The sequence below is a fragment of the Kitasatospora sp. NBC_01266 genome, assembly GCF_036242395.1.
GTDB lineage: Bacteria > Actinomycetota > Actinomycetes > Streptomycetales > Streptomycetaceae > Kitasatospora.
Genome location: NZ_CP108458.1, coordinates 7,836,818 through 7,854,142, shown reverse-complemented (window position 1 = coordinate 7,854,142; position 17,325 = coordinate 7,836,818). Strand labels below are relative to the sequence as shown.

Below are 17,325 nucleotides of genomic sequence, written 5' to 3'. Positions count from 1 at the left end.
CCGAGGGCGCACGCCAATCCGCAGCGCGGCAGTCGTCTCCCCTGCTCCGCTACTCCCCGTACTCCCGGCTACTCCCGTGCTCCCGGCGCGCACCCGCTACACCGGCGCGCACCCGCACGAGCGCCGCACCACCAGTTGGACGGGGAACTCCCGGACCCTGGGCCCCGACTCCCAGGCATGCGGATCGGTCTCCAGCGCCAGGTCGACCGCGGCCCGCGCCATCGCCCCCTGGGCCGACGCCACGGTGGTCAGCGGCGGATCGGCGATCGTCGCCTCGGCGATGTCGTCGAAGCCCACCACCGCCAGGTCCTGCGGCACCCGCAGGCCGAGCTCGGCGGCCGCCCGCAGCAGCCCGATCGCCTGGTCGTCGGTCACGCAGAAGACCGCCGAGGGGCGATCCGGCCGCCCGAGCAGCCGGCGCGCCACCCCATAGGCGTTGACCCGGTCGAACGGCGCCTCGGTCAGCAGGCCGTCCACCGGAAGGCCGGCCGCGGCCATCGCCTCGCTCCACCCCGCGACCCGGCCGGTCACCGGGTCGTACGGTCCGCGGGTGTTCGAGCCGCCGAAGCAGGCGACCCGGTGATGTCCGTGCCCCAGCAGGTGACTGACGGCCAGTCGGGCGCCACCGGCGTCGTCGGTCACCACCGCCACGTTGTCGGTCAGCTCGATCCGGTGGTGCAGCATCACCACCCGGGTGCCGCTGTCGATCGCGGACATGTCGGCCATGGCCTGTGCGGAGGGGTTCTGGCTGATCAGGATCAGGCCGTCGACCTGCATGCCGAGGAACGCGCGGATGTAGTGGTTCTCCCGGTCATCGGCGTAGTCGGAGTTGCCTATCAGCAGCAACTTTCCTTTCTCCGCCGCCACTTGCTCCACCGCGTGGGCGAGACCGGCGAAGAAGGGCTGGCGGGCGTCCGGCACCACGATGCCGATCAGATTGGTGCGGCGCCGGGCCATGGCCTGGGCCACGCTGTTCGGCCGGTAGCCGAGTTCCGCTATCGCCGCGAGAACCCGTTCCCGGGTCATCGGGGCGACCGGCCGCGGTCCGTTGTTGATGACATAACTGACCACCGCAGTCGAGGTACCTGCCAGCCTGGCCACATCATTGCGCGTTACTTTGGACACGCTCGGGACCCTACACGCCGCAACCGCGCAGGTCGGCAGCCCGACCGCCGCCGGGCGGCGCAGTGCGCGGCGGCCTCCGCCAGGCTCGGCACCCGGGGCGAGTGGATGTCGTAGCCGCCGGGGCCGACCTCGCACGGGCAGCCGGCCCCGGCCGGCTCCACGGCGCCGGACTCCCGGTCGGCCTGGGCGAGTTCGTCGGCCACCGGCTCCGACGGCAACCAGATCAGCACCCTCAACGGCACGGCCGACAGCGGCAGTTCCAGCTGGACGCGGAGCGACGACGGCGCGTCCTCGGTGACCGCGACCCGCAACACCGTGATCAACCTCGGCGACCCCCTGTCGCCGCGCTACGGCAGCTGACCACCCACCGGGAGCGGGCTCACCGCTCCCGGCCGGCCGGCGCGGTCCCCACCAGCAGATCGCCGCGACGGCAGCTCGCCGCCGGCGCCGGGTGCGGGACCAGCGGTCCCCGCGCCCGGCGCGCCCGGTCACGCTCGGCGCCCTCCAGCACCGCCCGGTGCACGGCACGCGCCAGCCTCGACCCCCAGAGCGACCTGGGCCCGCCGAACGGCTCGGGCCGCTCACCGGGTCCGGGGCTGCGGACCGCCAGGCAGACCGCGTCCGAGGGCGTGCCGGAGCAGTCGTAACCGGCCTCCAGCAGCGCCTGCACCTTGGCCTCGGTCACGGTGGCGAGCAGGTTGACCAGTCCGGCGTCGGACACTGCGGCCGGGACCACCGCGAGGATGTTGATCGTCCCCGCGACGAACGCCGCCACCGGCTCGGGCGCCGCCGCCCAACTCGGCACCCCGATACCGGCCGTCACCACGGCGGTGGCACCGCCGTCCACCGCCCAGCTCACCGCGTCCACCGACGCGGCCGTCATCAGCCCCACGCCCTCGCCCACCAGGGCGCGCTCGGCGGCCAGTTCGCTCAGGTGCCGATCCGGGTCCATCCGGCTGTATCCCGGCCGCACCTGGGCGTTGACCACCCACGCGCGCTCCCCCAGCCCGCCGCCCAGCACCGCGCTGCTGAGCATCCGCCAACCGGGCCCGGCCCGCCACACCAGCAGGTGCCGGCACGCGCCGTCCTCCACGCGGGCCGCCCGCTCGAGCACCACCGGCGCCTCGGCCCACGGCCGGCTCTGCTGCGTCACGGACCGCCCCTTGGCCATGGATCATCAATGGATCACCAGTAGAAGCCGACAGTCTGCCAGCCGCCGCCCCGCTCACCAGCGGGCGGGCACCCTCACCGGGACGGGCTGGGCGACCAGCGCGTGGCGGCGGCTGGCAGACTCGCGGCATGCGGCACATCCTCGTCATCGGCATCGGAGCGGGCGACCCCGACCACCTCACCCTGCAAGCGGTCAAGGCGATCGCCCGCACCGACCTCTTCCTGGTCCTCGACAAGAACGACGAACGCCAGGACCTGATCCGGCTGCGCCGGCAGCTGCTGGCGGAGCACGCCAAGCCCGGCCACCGCGTGGTGCGGGTTCCCGACGCGCAGCGCGACCGGTCCACCACCGCCTACACGGCGGCGGTGGACGACTGGCGGCACCGGCGGGCCGAGCTGGTCGAGCGGCTGATCGGCGAGCACCTGGGGCCCGACGAGACGGCCGCCCTGCTGGTCTGGGGCGACCCGAGCCTCTACGACAGCGTCATCGCGGTGGTCGAGGAGGTGCTGGACCGCACCGCCGAGCCGTTCGCGTGGGAGGTGATCCCCGGCATCAGCAGCGTCTCGGCCCTGGCCGCCCGGCACCGCACCACCCTGACCCGGGTCGGCCGCCCGCTGCAGATCACCACCGGCCGCCGCCTCGCCGAGGGGTTCCCGGTCGACGCCGACGACGTGGTGGTGATGCTCGACGGCCGGGCCGCGTTCACCGGCATCGACCCCGAGGGCCTCGACATCCACTACGGTGCCTACCTCGGCACCGAGGACGAGATCCTTCTCGCCGGTCCGCTGACCGAGACCGCCAAGCGGATCCGGGCGCTGCGCGAGGAGGCCCGGGCCCGCAAGGGCTGGATCATGGACACCTACCTGCTGCGCCGCTCGGACGGCTGACTCCCGGATCAGCGCGCGTCGCCCGGCCTTCCCGGCTGACTGCCAGTGGCTGGTACTGCGGCGACGAACTCCCCGGTCACCGTGGCGGGACCGGGCTAGTGGGTCCAGGGTCCCGCCGCCGAGGGCGGGTCCGCGGCACGAACTCGTGGCAGCGCACTGCCCGTCGGGGCAGCCCCCTGGCGCCGACCGGGCCCACGGGGTGAACATGAGGTGGACTCACGATAGTGATTCGCGCGGCACACACCGGATGCGGCACAGTGGTAGGCACGCGCGTGGCGGTACGAGCCGTTGCGGTGCGAGCAGTTGCGGCGAACGGTTGCCGAGTGCGGTGGCGGTGGCGTGGCGGTGACGACGGGAACGGGACGGCGGATGAACGAGCTGAGCGTCGAGGCGGCGGAACCCGAGCTGCGGCGCAAGCCGGTGCAGCAGCGCAGCCAGGAGCGACTGGAGCGAATCCTGGACGCTTGCGCGGAGTTGCTCGACGAGGTGGGCGCCGGCGCGCTGACCACCAAGGAGATCGCCGCCCGGGCCCAGGTGCCGATCGGCACGCTCTACCAGTTCTTCACCGGCAAGCAGAGCCTGCTCGCCGCGCTCGCCCGCCGCAATCTGCGGCGCTACCTGGACCGGCTGACCCGGCGGTTGGCGGCCGAGTCGCCGCAGGACGTCGGCGGCTTCGTGGACCTGGCGGTCGAGGAGTTCGTCGCGATGAAGCGCGCGGTGCCGGGTTTCGCCGCGCTCGACTTCGGGCTCACCGGACCGACCCCGCCGGCCCTGGACGATGTGGAGCACCTGCTCGACGGCACCCTCGACAACAACGGCGCGGTGGCCCGGTTGCTGCACCAGCTCACCTCCGAGCAGTTGGGCGGCGACGGGGTGCGGCCCGGTCCGCTGGCCCTGCGGGTCGCCCTGGAGTGCGCGGACGCGGTGCTCAAACTCGCCTTCCAGAGCGACCGGGACGGCGATCCCACGCTGATCGCGGAATGCAAGGTGCTGCTCCGGCGCTACCTGGCCGGCTGATCCGGCCCGCATGTTCGGGGCCGCCGGTGAAACCCCGGATCGGCCCGATTCCCGAAGAACATGAGTTCGCCGCACGTACGCGGAGGCGAAAACCGAACCCCCGCAAGGGTCAATTCGGCTGCTTAATGGTCCATTCGGTATTCAGGCTTCTTCGCGGCTGATTATCGTCCTGCGCATGCAAGGCGAAGACGACGGCCCACGGCAGGCGCCGGGCCAGCAGCACCCCCGATGGTGGCCGGAACCCGGTCAGCACCGGTCCGGGCACCACGGCCACGCCGGTCCGCCGGGACCCTGGTGGCACGACCCACCCTGGCCACCGGAACCACCCGCGCCACCAAAGCCACCCGAACCACCGCAGCCCCCGCCGCCCCCGCACCTGTGCCCGCCGGCGCCACCCCCGCCACCACCGCCGCCGCCACCCCCGCACCTGTGCCACCCGGCCCCGCCACCACCGCCGCCGCCACCGCCGCCACCACCGCTCCCCTGCCCGGCGCCACCGCCCCCACCACCCCCGCCCAAGCCGGCGCCACCCACCCCGCACCCCGCACCACCACCCCCACCAGCCGCGCCCAAACCCGCAGCCCCCAAGCCCGCCGCCCCCAAAGCGGTCGCGCCCAAGCCCGCCGCCCCCAAACCGGTCCCACCGGCCACCCACGCACCACCGCCCCCGCGAGCGGCCCCGGTCCTGCCGGCCCCGCCACCGCCCAGCCAGGTGCACGCCGTCACCGCCGTACCGACCCGCCCGCCCGACAACAGCCCCGCGCTGCCGGGCGACGCGCAGAGCGCCTTCGCGTTCGTCGCGATCACCATCCCGGCCGTCCTCGCGGCCGCCGTCAGTTTCATCAACCACACCATGGGGAGACGTCGTTGAGCCTGGGAATCGTCATCGCCGTGATCCTCGGCGCCGCCCTGGCCGTGGGCATCCTGGCCGCCTTCGGCCGCACCAGCCGCTCCCGCGAGGGGACCTTCTCCGGAGGCGCGCTCAGCTTCCTGGGCTCCGCCTCGCTCTCCTCCTTCATCCTGGTCGCCGCCTTCCTGATCGCCGGCTCCTGGTCCAACCTCAACACCGCACGCGGCCACACCTGGGACGAGTCCCGCTCGCTCAACGCCGCCTACACCGACGCCGATGCCAGCACCCGGCCGCTGCTGCGCGCCTACGTCGTCGACGTGATCGGCCCGGACTTCAAGGCGATGACCCACGGCGGCGCCGACCCCGGCACCTGGGCCAGCCTGGACGCCGTCCGGGAGCACGTCCAGGCGGAGCCCGACTCACCGCAACGGACCACCGAGCTCAGCGACTTGGACGACATCTACACCAAGCGCCAGATCCGGCTGGCGGACACCTCGCTGTCGCTGCCCTCCCCGCTCTACCCCGCGCTGATCGGCACCGGGATGCTGGTGCTGCTCTACGCCCCGATCGCGGGACTCACCTTCCAGCGGCGCGAGGCGATCGCGCTGGGCCTGGTCGGCGCGGTGGTCGGCTTCGGTATCTACCTGGTGCTGCACATGACGCACCCGTACACCGGCCCGATGCACGTCGTCCCAGAGGCCTACCAGCAGAGCCTGCAGCGCTTCAGCCAGCTCTCCCAGCAACCCAGCTGACGGCCCGTCGGCCGACGGATCCCGGGCTGGGCGGGCTGGGCCGGATGGCCCTGCCGCCCAGCCCGCCCAGCCACCGCCCACCCCGCGCGACCGCTCCTCGGCACCCCACCGCCCACAGCTCTGCCGGCAACCGCCCCGACAGCCGCCGAGCCGGTCCGACAAGCTTGCGGTCGGATGATCGACAATGTCCGCCATGAGGTTGATCTCCGCGCTGGCCGGCGCCCTGCTGCTCGCACTCACCATCGCCAGCATCCTGCGCACCCTGGTGGTGCCGCGTGGGCTGTACTCCTCGCTGGTCATGCGGCTCTGGCGCTTGATGCGCACCCTGCTGCGCGCCTGCGCGGCACCGTTCGGCACCTACCGCGCCCATGACCGGGCACAGGCCTGGCTGGCCCCACTGGTGCTGATCGGCATGCTGTTCTGCTGGCTCTGCGCGCTGCTGGCCTCCTTCACCATGCTGCTCTACGCCGACTCGGGGCTCTCCTGGAGCGTGTCGCTGCGCGAGGCCGGCTCCAGCCTCTTCACCCTCGGCTTCGCGAGCGGCGAGCGCCTGCGGCTCTCCGCGCTGGACTTCCTGGCGGCGGTGAGCGGACCGGTGGTGATCGCGCTGCAGATCGCCTACCTGCCCACGCTGTACGGCTCGTACAACCGCCGCGAACTCGAGGTGACGCTGCTGCAGTCCCGGGCGGGCGAGCCGGCCTGGGGGCCGGAGCTGCTGGCCCGGCAGTCCCTGGTGGACACCGAGACCGCGCTGCCGCAGCTCTACCGCGACTGGGAGCGGCTGGCCGCCGAGCTCGGCGAGAGCCACTCCAACTACCCGGTCCTGATCTCCTTCCGCTCGCCGCAGCCGCACCGCAGCTGGATCGTCGGGCTGATCGCGGTGATGGACGCCGCCGCGATCCAACTGGCCGTCAGCCCCCGCAACGCGCCGCCGGAGGCCCGGCTGGTACTGCGCGCCGGGTTCACCGCGCTGCGCGACATCGCCCGGGTGGTGCGGATCGACTACGACGCGGACCCGCAGCCGGACAGCCCGATCCGACTCAGCTACGCCGAGTTCGACGCGGCGGTCACCATGATCAGCGCGGCCGGCTTCGCCACCGAGCGGCCGACGGTACTGGCCTGGCCGCACTTCCACGGCTGGCGGGTCAACTACGAGGGGATCGCCTACGAGCTGGCCCGGCGCGCGGACGCGGTGCCGGCCCTGTGGACCGGCCCGCGCGACTTCCCGGGCTCCCCGATCCCGCCGCGCCGTCCGGCCGACCGCCGGCCGGGGCCGCAGCCGTGAGTCGCAGCCCTGAGCCCCAGCCGTGAGTCGCAGCCCTGAGCCGCGACGGCCGCGCTCAGCACCTTGACATCGAGTGCACTCCAGCTCGCAGACTCCTCGCGGGCGCCCACCGACCGGTGGGCGCGGCCACCACCCGAGGAGCCCCGTGAAGTACCGCACGATCGGTCAGGACCCCGCGACCCGCCGCACGGTGAGCGTGCTGAGCCTGGGCGCGATGAACTTCGGCAGCCGCACCGACGAGCAGACCTCGTTCGCCATCCTCGACCGCTACCTGGCGGCGGGCGGCAACTTCGTCGACACCTCGAACAACTACGCCTTCTGGGTGGACGGCACCCAGGGCGGGGAGAGCGAAGCGCTGCTCGGCCGCTGGCGCCGCAGCCGCGGCATCACCGACGAGGTGGTGATCGCCACCAAACTCGGCGCCCGCCCGCTCGCCCCCAGCACCGGGTTCAGCAGGCACGTCGAGGGCCTGTCCGCCCAGGTGATCCGCGAGTCCGCCGCCGCCAGCCGGGAGCGGCTCGGCGTCGAGAAGCTGGACCTGCTCTACGCGCACATCGAGGACGAGCGGGTGCCGCTCGCCGAGACGGTGACCGCCTTCGGCGAGCTGGTGGCCGAGGGCAGCGTGGGCCTGCTCGGGGTGAGCAACCACTGGGTCTGGCGGGTCGAACGCGCCCGCGCGCTGGCGGCGGCGGCCGGGCTGCCCGGCTACGAGGTGCTCCAGTACCACCACACCTACCTTCGCTCGCGCACCGACATCCCGACCCTGCGGTCGGCGGACGGCAACCTCGGGGCGGCCGGCGGCGAGCTGCTCAACTACCTGCGCGCCGAGCCGGGCCTGGCCCTGGTCGCCTACTCGCCGCTGCTGGCCGGCGGCTACGTCCGGGCGGACAAGCCGCTCTACTCGGCACTCGACCACCCCGGCACCACGGCCCGGCTCGCCGCACTCGCGACCGTGGTGAAGGAGACCGGCGCGAGTGCCAACCAGGTGGTGCTGGCCTGGCTGATCGGAGGCGAAGTCCCGGTGCTCCCGCTGGTCGGGGCGTCCTCGGTGGCGCAGCTGGAGGAGAGCCTGGCGGCGGTCGACCTGGAGCTGACGGCGGATCAGCGAGGGCTGCTGGACGAGGCGCACTGAGGGCAGCGCGACGGAGCCGGCTTCGCGGTGAATTCGGGACGTCCTTGCCCCAACCGCCAAGCTGATAAAGCTATTTCCGTTCTCCGCCCACACATTCCATCGAACGCCAGCTCTTCCCACAATCAAACATTCGCTCAAAGGGGCGCATTTCCGCAGCCCACGCGCCTCTTTGAGCGCTTGATCCGCCGCAGCGGCGCGGGGCTGGAGAAACGCTTCCCCATGGATCAGATCTTTTGGTGATCTCCCTCTCCCGGGCGGCAACCGTGCGATGGAATCTGACTACGCAACGGATTCCATCGCGGCGAACGGATCCCGTCCGACGGCCGCCACCGTGTGACGAATGGAGAGAGCCGATGTCGATCGAGACCGGGCCGGCGCCGACCGAACCGCAGCAGGCCCAGGCGGACGCCCAGCTCAGCCTGAGCACGACGGCGGCGCGCAACCTCGCCACCACCACCAAGTCCGAACCGCAGATGCAGGGGATCAGCTCCCGCTGGCTGCTCCGCGCCCTGCCCTGGGTGCAGGTCTCCGGCGGCACCTACCGGGTGAACCGCCGCCTGAGCTACGCGGTGGGGCGCGGCCGGGTGAGCTTTGTGAAGACCGGGTCCGAGGTCCGGGTCGTGCCGCCGTCGCTGCGCGAGGTCCCGGTGCTGCGCGGCCTGGCGGACGACGCGCTGCTGGCCGAGCTGGCCGGGCGCTTCACCCAGCGCGAGGTCGCCGCCGGCGAGGTGCTGGTCGAGGCCGGGCAGCCGATCGACGAGATCCACCTGATCGCGCACGGCAAGATCAACAAGGTCGGCCTGGGCAAGTACGGCGAGGCCGCCGTGCTCGGCCAGCTGGCCGACGGCGACCACCTGGGCGACGAGGCGGTCCGCCAGTCCGACGCCCTGTGGGAGTACTCCGTCAAGGCGACCACCGCCGCCACCGTGCTCACCCTGCCCTGGAGCGCCTTCCGGCAGCTGGCCGAGCGCTCCGCCGAGCTGCGCGAGCTGATCGACCAGCACCTGGCCGACGCCGGGCAGGCGCAGAACCAGCACGGCGAGGCCCAGATCGAGCTGGCCGCGGGCCACGAGGGCGAACTGGAGCTGCCCGGCACCTTCGTGGACTACGAGTTGGCGCCGCGCGAGTACGAGCTGAGCGTCGCGCAGACCGTGCTGCGGGTGCACAGCCGGGTCGCCGACCTCTTCAACGACCCGATGAACCAGATCGAGCAGCAGTTGAAGCTCACCATCGAGGCGCTGCGCGAGCGCCAGGAGTTCGAGGTGGTCAACAACCCGGAGTTCGGCCTGCTGGCCAACGCCGACTACGAGCAGCGGATCCAGACCCACTCCGGCCCGCCCACCCCCGACGACCTGGACGAGCTGCTCAGCATGCGGCGCGAGACCTCGCACATCTTCGCCCACCCGCGCGCCATCGCCGCCTTCGGGCGGGAGTGCAGCAAGCGGGGCATCTACTTCGGCTCGGTCGACGTCGGGGGCCACCACATCCCGGCCTGGCGCGGCGTGCCGATCTTCCCGTGCGGCAAGATCCCGGTGCTCGGCGGACACACCTCCTCGATCATCGCCATGCGCGCCGGCGACTCGAACCAGGGCGTAGTCGGCCTGCACCAGATCGGCATCCCGGACGAGTACGAGCCCGGACTGAACGTGCGCTTCATGGGGATCAACGAGAAGGCGGTGATCTCCTACCTGGTCAGCGCCTACTACTCCGCCGCCATCCTGGTGCCCGACGCCCTCGGCGTGCTGGAGAACGTCGAGGTCGCCCGCCCCCGTGACTGACACCCCGGTCACCCCCGCACGGAAGGAGAGCTGACATGACGTCAGGACGGCCGACACCGGCACCGCCCCCGACGCCGACGCCGACGCCGCAACCGACCGCTCCGGCCCGGTTCAGCGCCGGCCCGACCGGCCTGGGGACGGCGGCTGCCCGGCTGCCGGCCCGCCCCGGAGTCGACCGGGTGGTGCAGCGCAGCTCCACGAGCAACCGCGCCGCGGCCGACCGGGCGACAGCGAACCAGGTCGCGCACGCGGCGGTCACGGCCGCCGCAGTGGCCACGGCCCGCACCTCCGGCGGGCGGATCCCCAGCGGCCCCACCGGCCTGGGCACCTCTGGCCTGGGCACCGCCGCCCCACCCCGACAACCGCGCGGCCCCGTGCTCTGACATCCGGTCAGGCGGACCACGCCGCAGACCCGCCGTCGCCCCCGGGCCTCGTTCAGCTGTCCTCGCCGTCAGCTGAACGAGGCCCGCACCGGTTCGTCGAGCCGGCCGACCGCACGCTGCTGCCGGAAGCTCCCGGCGTACTGCCTGCGGATGCCCTCGATCCGGCCGTCCGCCGATGCCGCCATCGCGCGCGGGTAGCACAGGACCACCTGGTAGGAGCGCTCGCGCTGGATCACACCCTGCGGGTCGCGGTACTGACCACGCCCCTCCTGCACGCTGAGGCCGTCCGGGAACCGAGGCGTCACCTGCTGGTCCAGGAAGTCCTGGAACTCCTGCTCGGTCACCGCCGACCCGCCGTCCGAGCGCTGGGTCCAGAAGACCAACTCGGTGCGGGTGTAGGCGTCGTGCGGGGCAGGCGGCAGGCCGACGGCGGCCGAGTTCACGCCCAGCAGGGCGCCACCGACCAGCAGAGCCGGGCCACCGAGCAGCCAGCTCCGGCTCTTGGTGTCCATGCCCCGTCCAACGCCGCGCACGACCAACAGGTAACGCCGCCGATCGCCGTGGAACACCCCCCGGCCACCGCACCCCGACGGGCCGGCCTCAGGCCTCCCGGCCCGCCACCTGGACGCAACGGGCCAACAGAGCCCGCAGGGTGTCCTGTTCAGCCGCGGTGAACTCGGCGGCGAGACGACGTTCGAAGGCCACCGCCTGAGCCTCGGCGATCCGCACGGCCGCCTGACCGTCCGGGGTGAGACGGGTCTCGAGCATCCGCTGATGCCACGGATGGGGAGAACGCTCGATCAGGCCGATCTCCTGAAGGTTCTTCAGCAGCGCCGCCATCGCCTGCGGGGTGACCAGGCACGCTCGAGCCAGCGCGGCACCGGAGATCCCAGGATTCTCGGCGAGCACGGCGAGGGCAGCGTACTGCGGCACGGTCAGGTCGGATCCGCTCAGCGCGGCAGCTTTGGCGGTCATGACCGCCTGCTCGGCGCGCTTGAGATGCAGGCCGAGCCGATCTTCAGGAGGCATGCCCATGTGGCGATCCTACAGGCTCGGACATCAGCCAACCCTGGCACACCGGTCAATGGTCGATCAAGGATCAACCATCGATCACACATCAAGCCTCGACCAGACAGCAAGCCTCGATCACACGTCAATGCTCGAGCACTCATCAAGGCTTGGCTAAGTATCAAGGTCTTGATATAACTCAGGGCATGGACACAGTGGATCAAGCAACTCCCCCGCCCCTGCAGGGCCGCACCATCCTCATCACCGGCGCCACCCAGGGTCTCGGCCGCGGCCTCGCGCTCGACCTCGCTCGCAGCGGTGCCACCCTGCTGCTGCACGGGCGGAGCGCCGATCGGCTCGACGCGGTCGTCGAGGAGGTTCACGCGCGCGGCGGCCATGCCCGCGGCTACCTCGCGGACCTCGCCGACCTGGCACAGGTCCGTGCACTGGCCAGCCGCCTCGTGGCGGCGGAGCCCCGCCTGGACGTCCTGGTCAACAACGCCGTGGCCGGCGGCGGCACCCAACCCACCGTCCGCGAGGTGGGCGCGCAGGGGTACGAGCTGCGGCTGACCGTCAACCACCTGGCGCCCTACCTGCTGACCCGGCTGCTGCTGCCACTGCTCACCGCGCAGCCGGCCACCGACAACGCCACCGACAACGCCCGCACCGGCGCCCGAGTGGTCAACGTGGCGTCGATCGGACAGTCCGCGATCGACTTCGCCGACCCGATGCTGGAGCAGGGCTACGAGGGGCTGGAGGCCTACTGCCGCAGCAAGGTCGCGTTGATCATGTCCACCTTCGACCTGGCAGCCGAAGTTCCGGCGCGGCAGGTGACCTTCAACGCCCTGCACCCGGCGCATCTGATGGACACCGAAGGGGTCCGGGCCTATGGACTCACGCCGCAGGTCGGGGTCGAGGAAGGGGTCCGCCCGACCGTCCGACTGATCGCCGATCCAGAACTGTCCGGTGTCTCAGGCCGGTACTTCGACCAGTTCACCGACACGCGCGCACACGAGCAGGCCTACGACCCGGTAGCCCGCGCACGACTGGCAGAACTGACCGCCCACCTCACCGAACCCTTCACCACGCCGATCACCATGCCAATCCCCACGCCGATCACCACACAGGTCACCGCACAGGTCTGAGCCAGCGGGCCACCACGCAGCGGGGCCCGGCACGATCCGTGCCGGGCCCCGCCACCACTCTCACCGCCGTCGTTGATCAGCTCATCACGCGGATCAACGTGAAACCGTCGTACCCCTTGCTGCCGACCGTCTGCACCGCCGTCGCCTCGAGCCGGGGCTCGGCCGCGATCAGCTCGTGCATCGCGCGGATCCCGACGACGGACGGGTCGGTGCTGTGGGCGTCGGCCACCGCACCGCCGCGCACCACGTTGTCCACGATGATCAGCGCACCGGGGCGGGCCAGGCGCAGCGCCCAGCTGAGGTACTCCGGGTTGCTGGGCTTGTCCGCGTCGATGAAGACCAGGTCGAACGGCTCGGCACCGTCGTCCACCAGCTCGGCCAGGCTGTCCACGGCCCGCCCGGTGCGGACCTCGGCCACCTTCTCCAGCCCGGCCTCGTGCAGATTGGCCCGGGCGACGGCGGCATGGGCCGGGGAGAGCTCCAGTGAGATCAGCCGGCCGTCGGCGGGCAGCGCCCGGCCCAGCCAGATCGCGCTGTAGCCGCCGAGCGAGCCGACCTCCAGGATCCGCCGGGCACCGACGGTCAGGGCCAGCAGGTGGAGCAGCTTGCCCTGGGTGGGCGACACGGCGATCTGCGGCAGTCCGGCCTTCGCGCTGGTCTCCAGTGCGGCGGTCAGCGCCGCGTCCTCGCCGACCAGCGCCTCCCCCAGGTACTGGTCAACCGCACTCCACTGCTGCTCTGCCATCAGCTCTCTCCGCACTCTCGCCGGACGTACCAGCGAAGATCCTACGTGCGGTGGGCGGAGCCGGATGACAGGCCGTCAGCCCCCGTGACGCCCGCCGCCCCCCGGCCTACTCCGCCGCGGCGACCGGTCGGCCCGGCTCCGCGGCCTGCTCCACACCGCGCCCCGCGCCGTCCTCCACACCGTGCTCCGCGCCCTCGTGGGGGCCGAGGGCGCGCGCCGCCCTGCGCTTGATGACCATCCCCGAGACGGCTCCGAGCACGACCGCCAGCGCCAGGGCGACGTAGGAGAAGTTCTTCAGGTACTCCTCCACCGCCTTGCCCACGTAGTAGACCGCGAGCGTGGTGCCGCCGGCCCAGCAGACACCGCCGAGCACGTTGGCGATCAGGAACTTCCAGTACGGCATCCGCAGCGCACCGGCCAGCGGCCCGGCGAAGATCCGCAGCAGCGCGATGAAGCGGCCGAAGAAGACCGCCCACATGCCCCACTTGTGGAACGCCCGCTCGGCGGTGGCCAGGTGGTCCGGGCCGAAGTGGCGGGGGAACCTCCGGCCGAGCTTCTCGAACAGCGGCTTGCCGCCCTTGCGTCCGATCGAGTAGCCGATCGAGTCGCCGATCACCGCGCCGGCCACCGCGCAGGCCGCGACCAGCGCCGGGTCCACCGTGCCCTTGGACGCCATCACCCCGGCGGTGACCAGCGCGATCTCGCCGGGCAGCGGAATGCCGAGGCTCTCGACGCCGATGATCAGGGCGACCAGCGCGTAGACCATGTGCGGCGACACGCTCTGGAGCCACTCTTGGATGTGCAAAGCCGGTTCCTCCAGAACGCGGTTCGATCGGTCGACAAGGCAGCCTAGCCTGCCGCCCTCAGCCCGAACGCTTTACCGGCGCTTTAAGTTCCCTCGCCCACCGCCTGGGCCCGCAGCGCGCGCTCCTTCGCCTCTTCCACCAGCCGGCGGCCGACCGCATCGCGGCTCCAGACGACCGCCCGCCAGGCCCGGGTACCTCGGCCGGAGACCACCTGGAACTCCTCGACCACCACCGTCTGTCCGACGACCGGCTCACGCCACGCGGTTCAGCGCAGGACAGACAGAAGGACCGGTGGCCAGTTGCCCTCCGCCACCGGCCGTCACGCTACGCCTGACGCCGTCTCAGCAGGTCCAGCGGTCCGAACGAGCGGACCAGCCGGGCCCGCCGGTCCGGGAGGTCGAGGGCGAGGACGCGCAGGAACCAGGTCCGGCGAGCACCGAGCGGGACGGTGCGCGGGTCGGCGAGCAGCGACCGGGAGCCGATCGTCCAGGTCATCCGCGGCGCCTGGTAGCCGCCCGGACGCTTGGCAGCCGCCTCGCCGAGCCGGTTGAACCAGTGCGGTACGGCGTCGAAGACGAAGGTGGCGCGGGGAAGCCGGGCGGCGCAGGCCGCGACCAGGGCGCGCACCTCCAGGGGCTGGAGGTACATCAGCAGGCCCTGGGCGGTGATCAGCACGTCGTCGGTGGCCTCGACCTCGTCCAGCCAGGACCGGTCGGTGACGGAGCAGGCCACCAGGCGGTGCCGCGGTGCGGGGGGCAGCAGTTGCTCGCGCAGGGCGACGGCCTCGGGCAGGTCGACGCCGAGCCACTGGGCGCGGCCGTTGTCGGTCCGCCAGTACTGGGTCTCCAGGCCTTCGCCGAGGCAGACCACGGTGCCGCGCGGGCTGCGGGTGAGGAAGTCGGCGACCTCGCGGTCGAAGGCGGCGGCGCGCAGTGCCTGGAGCCGGGCGACGGTCGGCTGGGCGGGGCCGAACCGGCTGTGGAAGGGGAAGTCGATCCGGTCGACGAGTTCGACGGCCCGGGGATCGTGCAGCACGGCGTCCGGGCGGCGGGCTTCGGCGGCGCGGTGGTACAGGGTCCAGAGCGCCGTCTCGGGCAGGGCGCTCGGGGCGAGGTCGGGCTGGACATCGAGTGCGGGCAACGCGGTCGGCTCCTCGGATCGATGGATGGTCCGACTGGCGGATGTTCGCACATTCTGACACCCGGTCAGTCCACTCTCCCAGCGCCCTCCTGGCCCTCACCCGATGCTGAACGCCCCCTCCGGCGGCGGCGGCGAGGGACGGGCCGCCGCGTCGGTCACGGGGGCGGCGGTGCCGACCAGCCGACGCAGTTCCGGGCCGTCGACCAGCCGGGCCGGGAACGGGTCACCGGCCAGCCGCCGGGCCAGCGGCTCGGCCGGCAGCGGCGCGTGCGAGCCGACCAGCAGCAGGTTGCCGTAGCGCCGGCCGCGCAGCACGGATGGCTCGGCGATCAGGCAGGTGTGCGGGAAGACCGCGCGCACGGTGGCGGCCTGGGCGCGGGCGAAGTCGAGCGGTGCGCTGTCGGCGAGGTTGGCGGCGTACGTGCCGCCGGGGCCGAGCGCGGCGGCGGCGTGCCGGACGAACTCGATGCTGGTCAGGTGCGCGGGGGTGCGCGAGCCCTGGAAGACATCGGCGACCACCAGGTCGAGCGAGCCGGGCGCGGTCCGCGCCAGCACCTCGCGGGCGTCGCCGACGGTCACCGCGATCTCCGGCTCCGGCCACGGCAGTACCTCGCGGACCAGCTCGACCAGCGGCCCGTCCGCCTCGGCCACCTGCTGGCGCGAGCCGGGTCGGGTGGCGGCAAGGTAGCGCGGCAGCGTGAGGGCGCCACCGCCGAGGTGCAGCACGGTGAGCGCGCGGCCTTCGGGCGCCAGGGCCTCGGTCAGGTGACCGAGCCGCTGGACGTACTCGAATTCCAGGTGGCCCGGGTCGGCGAGGTCGACGTAGGACTGCGGGGTGCCGTCCAGGGTGAGCAGCCAGCCGCCCTCGTCATCGAGGTCGGGCAGCAACTTGGCCGTACCGAAAGCGGTCTCACGCTGCACCGGCACCCGCTCGTTCCGGGTCTCGTCGGTGTGGCGATCGCCATCGTTTCTCGGCATGACGGCAGCATAGGTCCCCCCGACGGTACCGGTGCCACCCGCGGCCCTACTGGCCGGTATCGTCGGTGGTCCTGAGTCGATGGTCCTGTCACAGCAGGGTCGATGGTCCTGTCACAGCAGGTCAGTGCAGAGATTGGGTGCGGCAGACGTGGAGTTCCGAGAAGACATCCTGGGTGCCCCGTACGAGGCGGCCGAACTGCCGCTGACCGCCGACGAGGAGGGTGCCGTCAGCGCGACCCTGGTCCGGCGGCTCGTCCCCGGCTCGCAGCGCGCCGTGCTCTACCTGCACGGCTACACCGACTACTTCTTCCAGGCCAACCTCGCCGACCACTTCACCGCGGCCGGTTTCTCGTTCTACGCGCTGGACCTGCGCAAGTACGGCCGCTCGCTGCGGCCCCACCAGTCGCCGAACTTCATCCGCGACCTGGCCGCCTACGACGAGGAGTTGGACCAGGCGGTCCGGATCATCCGCGAACAGGACGGCCACACCCAGCTGCTGGTCAACGGGCACTCCACCGGCGGCCTGGTCGCCGCGCTCTGGGCCTCCCGGCGGGCCGGGCGCGGTGTGGTGGACGGGCTCTTCCTCAACAGCCCCTTCCTCTCCATGCCCACCTCCCCCGCCGTGCGCGCGCTGGGTTCGCCCGCCGTCGGCGCGCTCGGCCGGCTGGCGGCCACCCGCAAGCTGCCCTCCGCGCTCAACCCGCACTACGTGCACAGCCTGCACCGCGACCACCGCGGTGAGTGGGACTTCGACCTCGCCCTCAAGCCCGCCGAGGGCTTCCCGCTCTACGCCGGCTGGCTCGCCGCCATCAACCGCGGCCACCAGCAGGTCCGGCGCGGCCTGCGGATCGACTGCCCGGTCCTGCTGATGGCCTCCACGGCCTCCACCATCACGACCAAGTGGGACCCGGCGCTGCTGCGCACCGACGGCGTGCTGCGCGCCGACGACATCGCCGCGCTCGCACCCCGCCTGGGGCGCCATGTCACCACCGTCCGGATCGAGGGCGGCATGCACGACCTCGTCCTGTCCGGCGAGCAGGTCCGCGCCCGGGTCTTCGCCGAACTCGACCGCTGGCTGGACACGTACGTCCCGGCGCCGGCGGTCTGAGAGCGACACCAGCGG

21 protein-coding genes and 1 riboswitch are annotated in these 17,325 nt (G+C 72.5%); of the genes, 10 read left to right on the top strand and 11 right to left on the bottom strand.

All coding sequences use genetic code 11. From position 1 onward, the window contains the following. Positions 1 to 96: 96 nt before the first annotated feature. Genes OG403_RS33720 through OG403_RS33710 form a run of 3 tightly spaced genes read right to left on the bottom strand, consistent with a single transcriptional unit; the run spans position 97 to position 2,278 of the window. Positions 97 to 1,125 (bottom strand): LacI family DNA-binding transcriptional regulator, encoded by a 1,029-nt coding sequence (locus OG403_RS33720; protein WP_329571187.1) that lies wholly within the window; start codon positions 1,123 to 1,125, stop codon positions 97 to 99. Beyond that, positions 1,113 to 1,448, bottom strand: coding sequence for a hypothetical protein (locus OG403_RS33715; protein WP_329571186.1), 336 nt, complete (start codon positions 1,446 to 1,448; stop codon positions 1,113 to 1,115). Before OG403_RS33715 ends, OG403_RS33720 begins: the two co-directional genes overlap by 13 nt. A gap of 56 nt (positions 1,449 to 1,504) precedes the next feature. Next, positions 1,505 to 2,278, bottom strand: a complete 774-nt coding sequence (locus OG403_RS33710) for an adenosylcobinamide amidohydrolase (RefSeq protein ID WP_329571184.1) — start codon at positions 2,276 to 2,278, stop codon at positions 1,505 to 1,507. A 146-nt stretch (positions 2,279 to 2,424) separates the two neighbouring features. Between OG403_RS33710 and cobF the strand changes: the two genes are divergently transcribed. After that, on the top strand, positions 2,425 to 3,183 hold the full coding sequence (gene cobF, locus OG403_RS33705) for a precorrin-6A synthase (deacetylating) (RefSeq protein WP_329571182.1): 759 nt from the start codon (positions 2,425 to 2,427) through the stop codon (positions 3,181 to 3,183). Then, a riboswitch (cobalamin riboswitch) is annotated at positions 3,180 to 3,265 on the bottom strand. Its footprint overlaps the gene before it by 4 nt. Before the next feature lie 287 nt (positions 3,266 to 3,552). Then, on the top strand, positions 3,553 to 4,200 hold the full coding sequence (locus tag OG403_RS33700; RefSeq protein WP_329571181.1) for a TetR family transcriptional regulator: 648 nt from the start codon (positions 3,553 to 3,555) through the stop codon (positions 4,198 to 4,200). 109 nt (positions 4,201 to 4,309) lie between these two features. Here the strand turns inward: OG403_RS33700 and OG403_RS33695 are convergent, their stop codons facing one another. Continuing rightward, a complete protein-coding gene (locus OG403_RS33695) occupies positions 4,310 to 4,474 on the bottom strand; it encodes a hypothetical protein (RefSeq protein ID WP_329571179.1) in 165 nt (54 codons plus the stop codon). A gap of 438 nt (positions 4,475 to 4,912) precedes the next feature. On the opposite strand from OG403_RS33695, the gene OG403_RS33690 reads away from it, so the two are divergent. The 6 genes from OG403_RS33690 to OG403_RS33665 all read left to right on the top strand — a co-directional run bounded on the left by OG403_RS33690 (position 4,913) and on the right by OG403_RS33665 (position 10,380). After that, positions 4,913 to 5,071 carry a hypothetical protein gene (locus OG403_RS33690; protein ID WP_329571177.1) on the top strand — a complete coding sequence of 53 codons (159 nt, stop codon included), beginning with the start codon at positions 4,913 to 4,915 and terminating at the stop codon, positions 5,069 to 5,071. Next, positions 5,068 to 5,802: a bestrophin-like domain gene (locus OG403_RS33685; RefSeq protein ID WP_329571175.1), complete on the top strand. Its 735-nt coding sequence runs from the start codon at positions 5,068 to 5,070 to the stop codon at positions 5,800 to 5,802. The genes OG403_RS33690 and OG403_RS33685 overlap by 4 nt, the downstream gene beginning before the upstream one ends. Positions 5,803 to 5,995: 193 nt before the next feature. Further along, a complete protein-coding gene (locus OG403_RS33680) occupies positions 5,996 to 7,087 on the top strand; it encodes a hypothetical protein (protein WP_329571174.1) in 1,092 nt (363 codons plus the stop codon). Positions 7,088 to 7,232: 145 nt separating this feature from the next. After that, entirely contained in the window at positions 7,233 to 8,219 is a 987-nt protein-coding gene (locus tag OG403_RS33675; protein ID WP_329571173.1) for an aldo/keto reductase, read from the top strand. Between the two features lie 353 nt (positions 8,220 to 8,572). Continuing rightward, entirely contained in the window at positions 8,573 to 9,997 is a 1,425-nt protein-coding gene (locus OG403_RS33670) for a family 2B encapsulin nanocompartment shell protein (protein WP_329571171.1), read from the top strand. 35 nt (positions 9,998 to 10,032) lie between these two features. Then, entirely contained in the window at positions 10,033 to 10,380 is a 348-nt protein-coding gene (locus tag OG403_RS33665) for a hypothetical protein (protein ID WP_329571169.1), read from the top strand. A gap of 68 nt (positions 10,381 to 10,448) precedes the next feature. On the opposite strand, the gene OG403_RS33660 is transcribed toward OG403_RS33665, so the two are convergent. Then, positions 10,449 to 10,892: a DUF3574 domain-containing protein gene (locus OG403_RS33660; protein WP_329571167.1), complete on the bottom strand. Its 444-nt coding sequence runs from the start codon at positions 10,890 to 10,892 to the stop codon at positions 10,449 to 10,451. Between the two features lie 88 nt (positions 10,893 to 10,980). Further along, positions 10,981 to 11,415 (bottom strand): MarR family winged helix-turn-helix transcriptional regulator, encoded by a 435-nt coding sequence (locus tag OG403_RS33655; RefSeq protein ID WP_329571165.1) that lies wholly within the window; start codon positions 11,413 to 11,415, stop codon positions 10,981 to 10,983. Between the two features lie 179 nt (positions 11,416 to 11,594). On the opposite strand from OG403_RS33655, the gene OG403_RS33650 reads away from it, so the two are divergent. Then, positions 11,595 to 12,533, top strand: a complete 939-nt coding sequence (locus OG403_RS33650) for an SDR family NAD(P)-dependent oxidoreductase (RefSeq protein WP_329571163.1) — start codon at positions 11,595 to 11,597, stop codon at positions 12,531 to 12,533. 76 nt (positions 12,534 to 12,609) lie between these two features. Here OG403_RS33650 and OG403_RS33645 read toward each other — a convergent pair whose 3' ends face one another. The 5 genes from OG403_RS33645 to OG403_RS33625 form a co-directional block, all read right to left on the bottom strand. Further along, entirely contained in the window at positions 12,610 to 13,278 is a 669-nt protein-coding gene (locus tag OG403_RS33645) for an O-methyltransferase (protein WP_329571161.1), read from the bottom strand. Positions 13,279 to 13,384: 106 nt separating this feature from the next. Beyond that, the gene (locus tag OG403_RS33640) at positions 13,385 to 14,083 is read right to left on the bottom strand and encodes a DedA family protein (protein ID WP_329571159.1); all 699 of its coding nucleotides are present in this window, start codon (positions 14,081 to 14,083) and stop codon (positions 13,385 to 13,387) included. A gap of 83 nt (positions 14,084 to 14,166) precedes the next feature. Beyond that, positions 14,167 to 14,295 carry a hypothetical protein gene (locus OG403_RS33635; protein ID WP_329571157.1) on the bottom strand — a complete coding sequence of 43 codons (129 nt, stop codon included), beginning with the start codon at positions 14,293 to 14,295 and terminating at the stop codon, positions 14,167 to 14,169. 113 nt (positions 14,296 to 14,408) lie between these two features. Then, complete coding sequence (locus tag OG403_RS33630; protein WP_329571155.1) at positions 14,409 to 15,224, bottom strand: class I SAM-dependent methyltransferase; 816 nt, start codon at positions 15,222 to 15,224, stop codon at positions 14,409 to 14,411. Between the two features lie 96 nt (positions 15,225 to 15,320). Next, entirely contained in the window at positions 15,321 to 16,202 is an 882-nt protein-coding gene (locus tag OG403_RS33625) for a spermidine synthase (RefSeq protein ID WP_329571153.1), read from the bottom strand. 148 nt (positions 16,203 to 16,350) lie between these two features. Here OG403_RS33625 and OG403_RS33620 point away from each other — a divergent pair, with 148 nt between their 5' ends. After that, a complete protein-coding gene (locus tag OG403_RS33620) occupies positions 16,351 to 17,310 on the top strand; it encodes an alpha/beta hydrolase (RefSeq protein ID WP_329571151.1) in 960 nt (319 codons plus the stop codon). Positions 17,311 to 17,325: the final 15 nt, after the last annotated feature.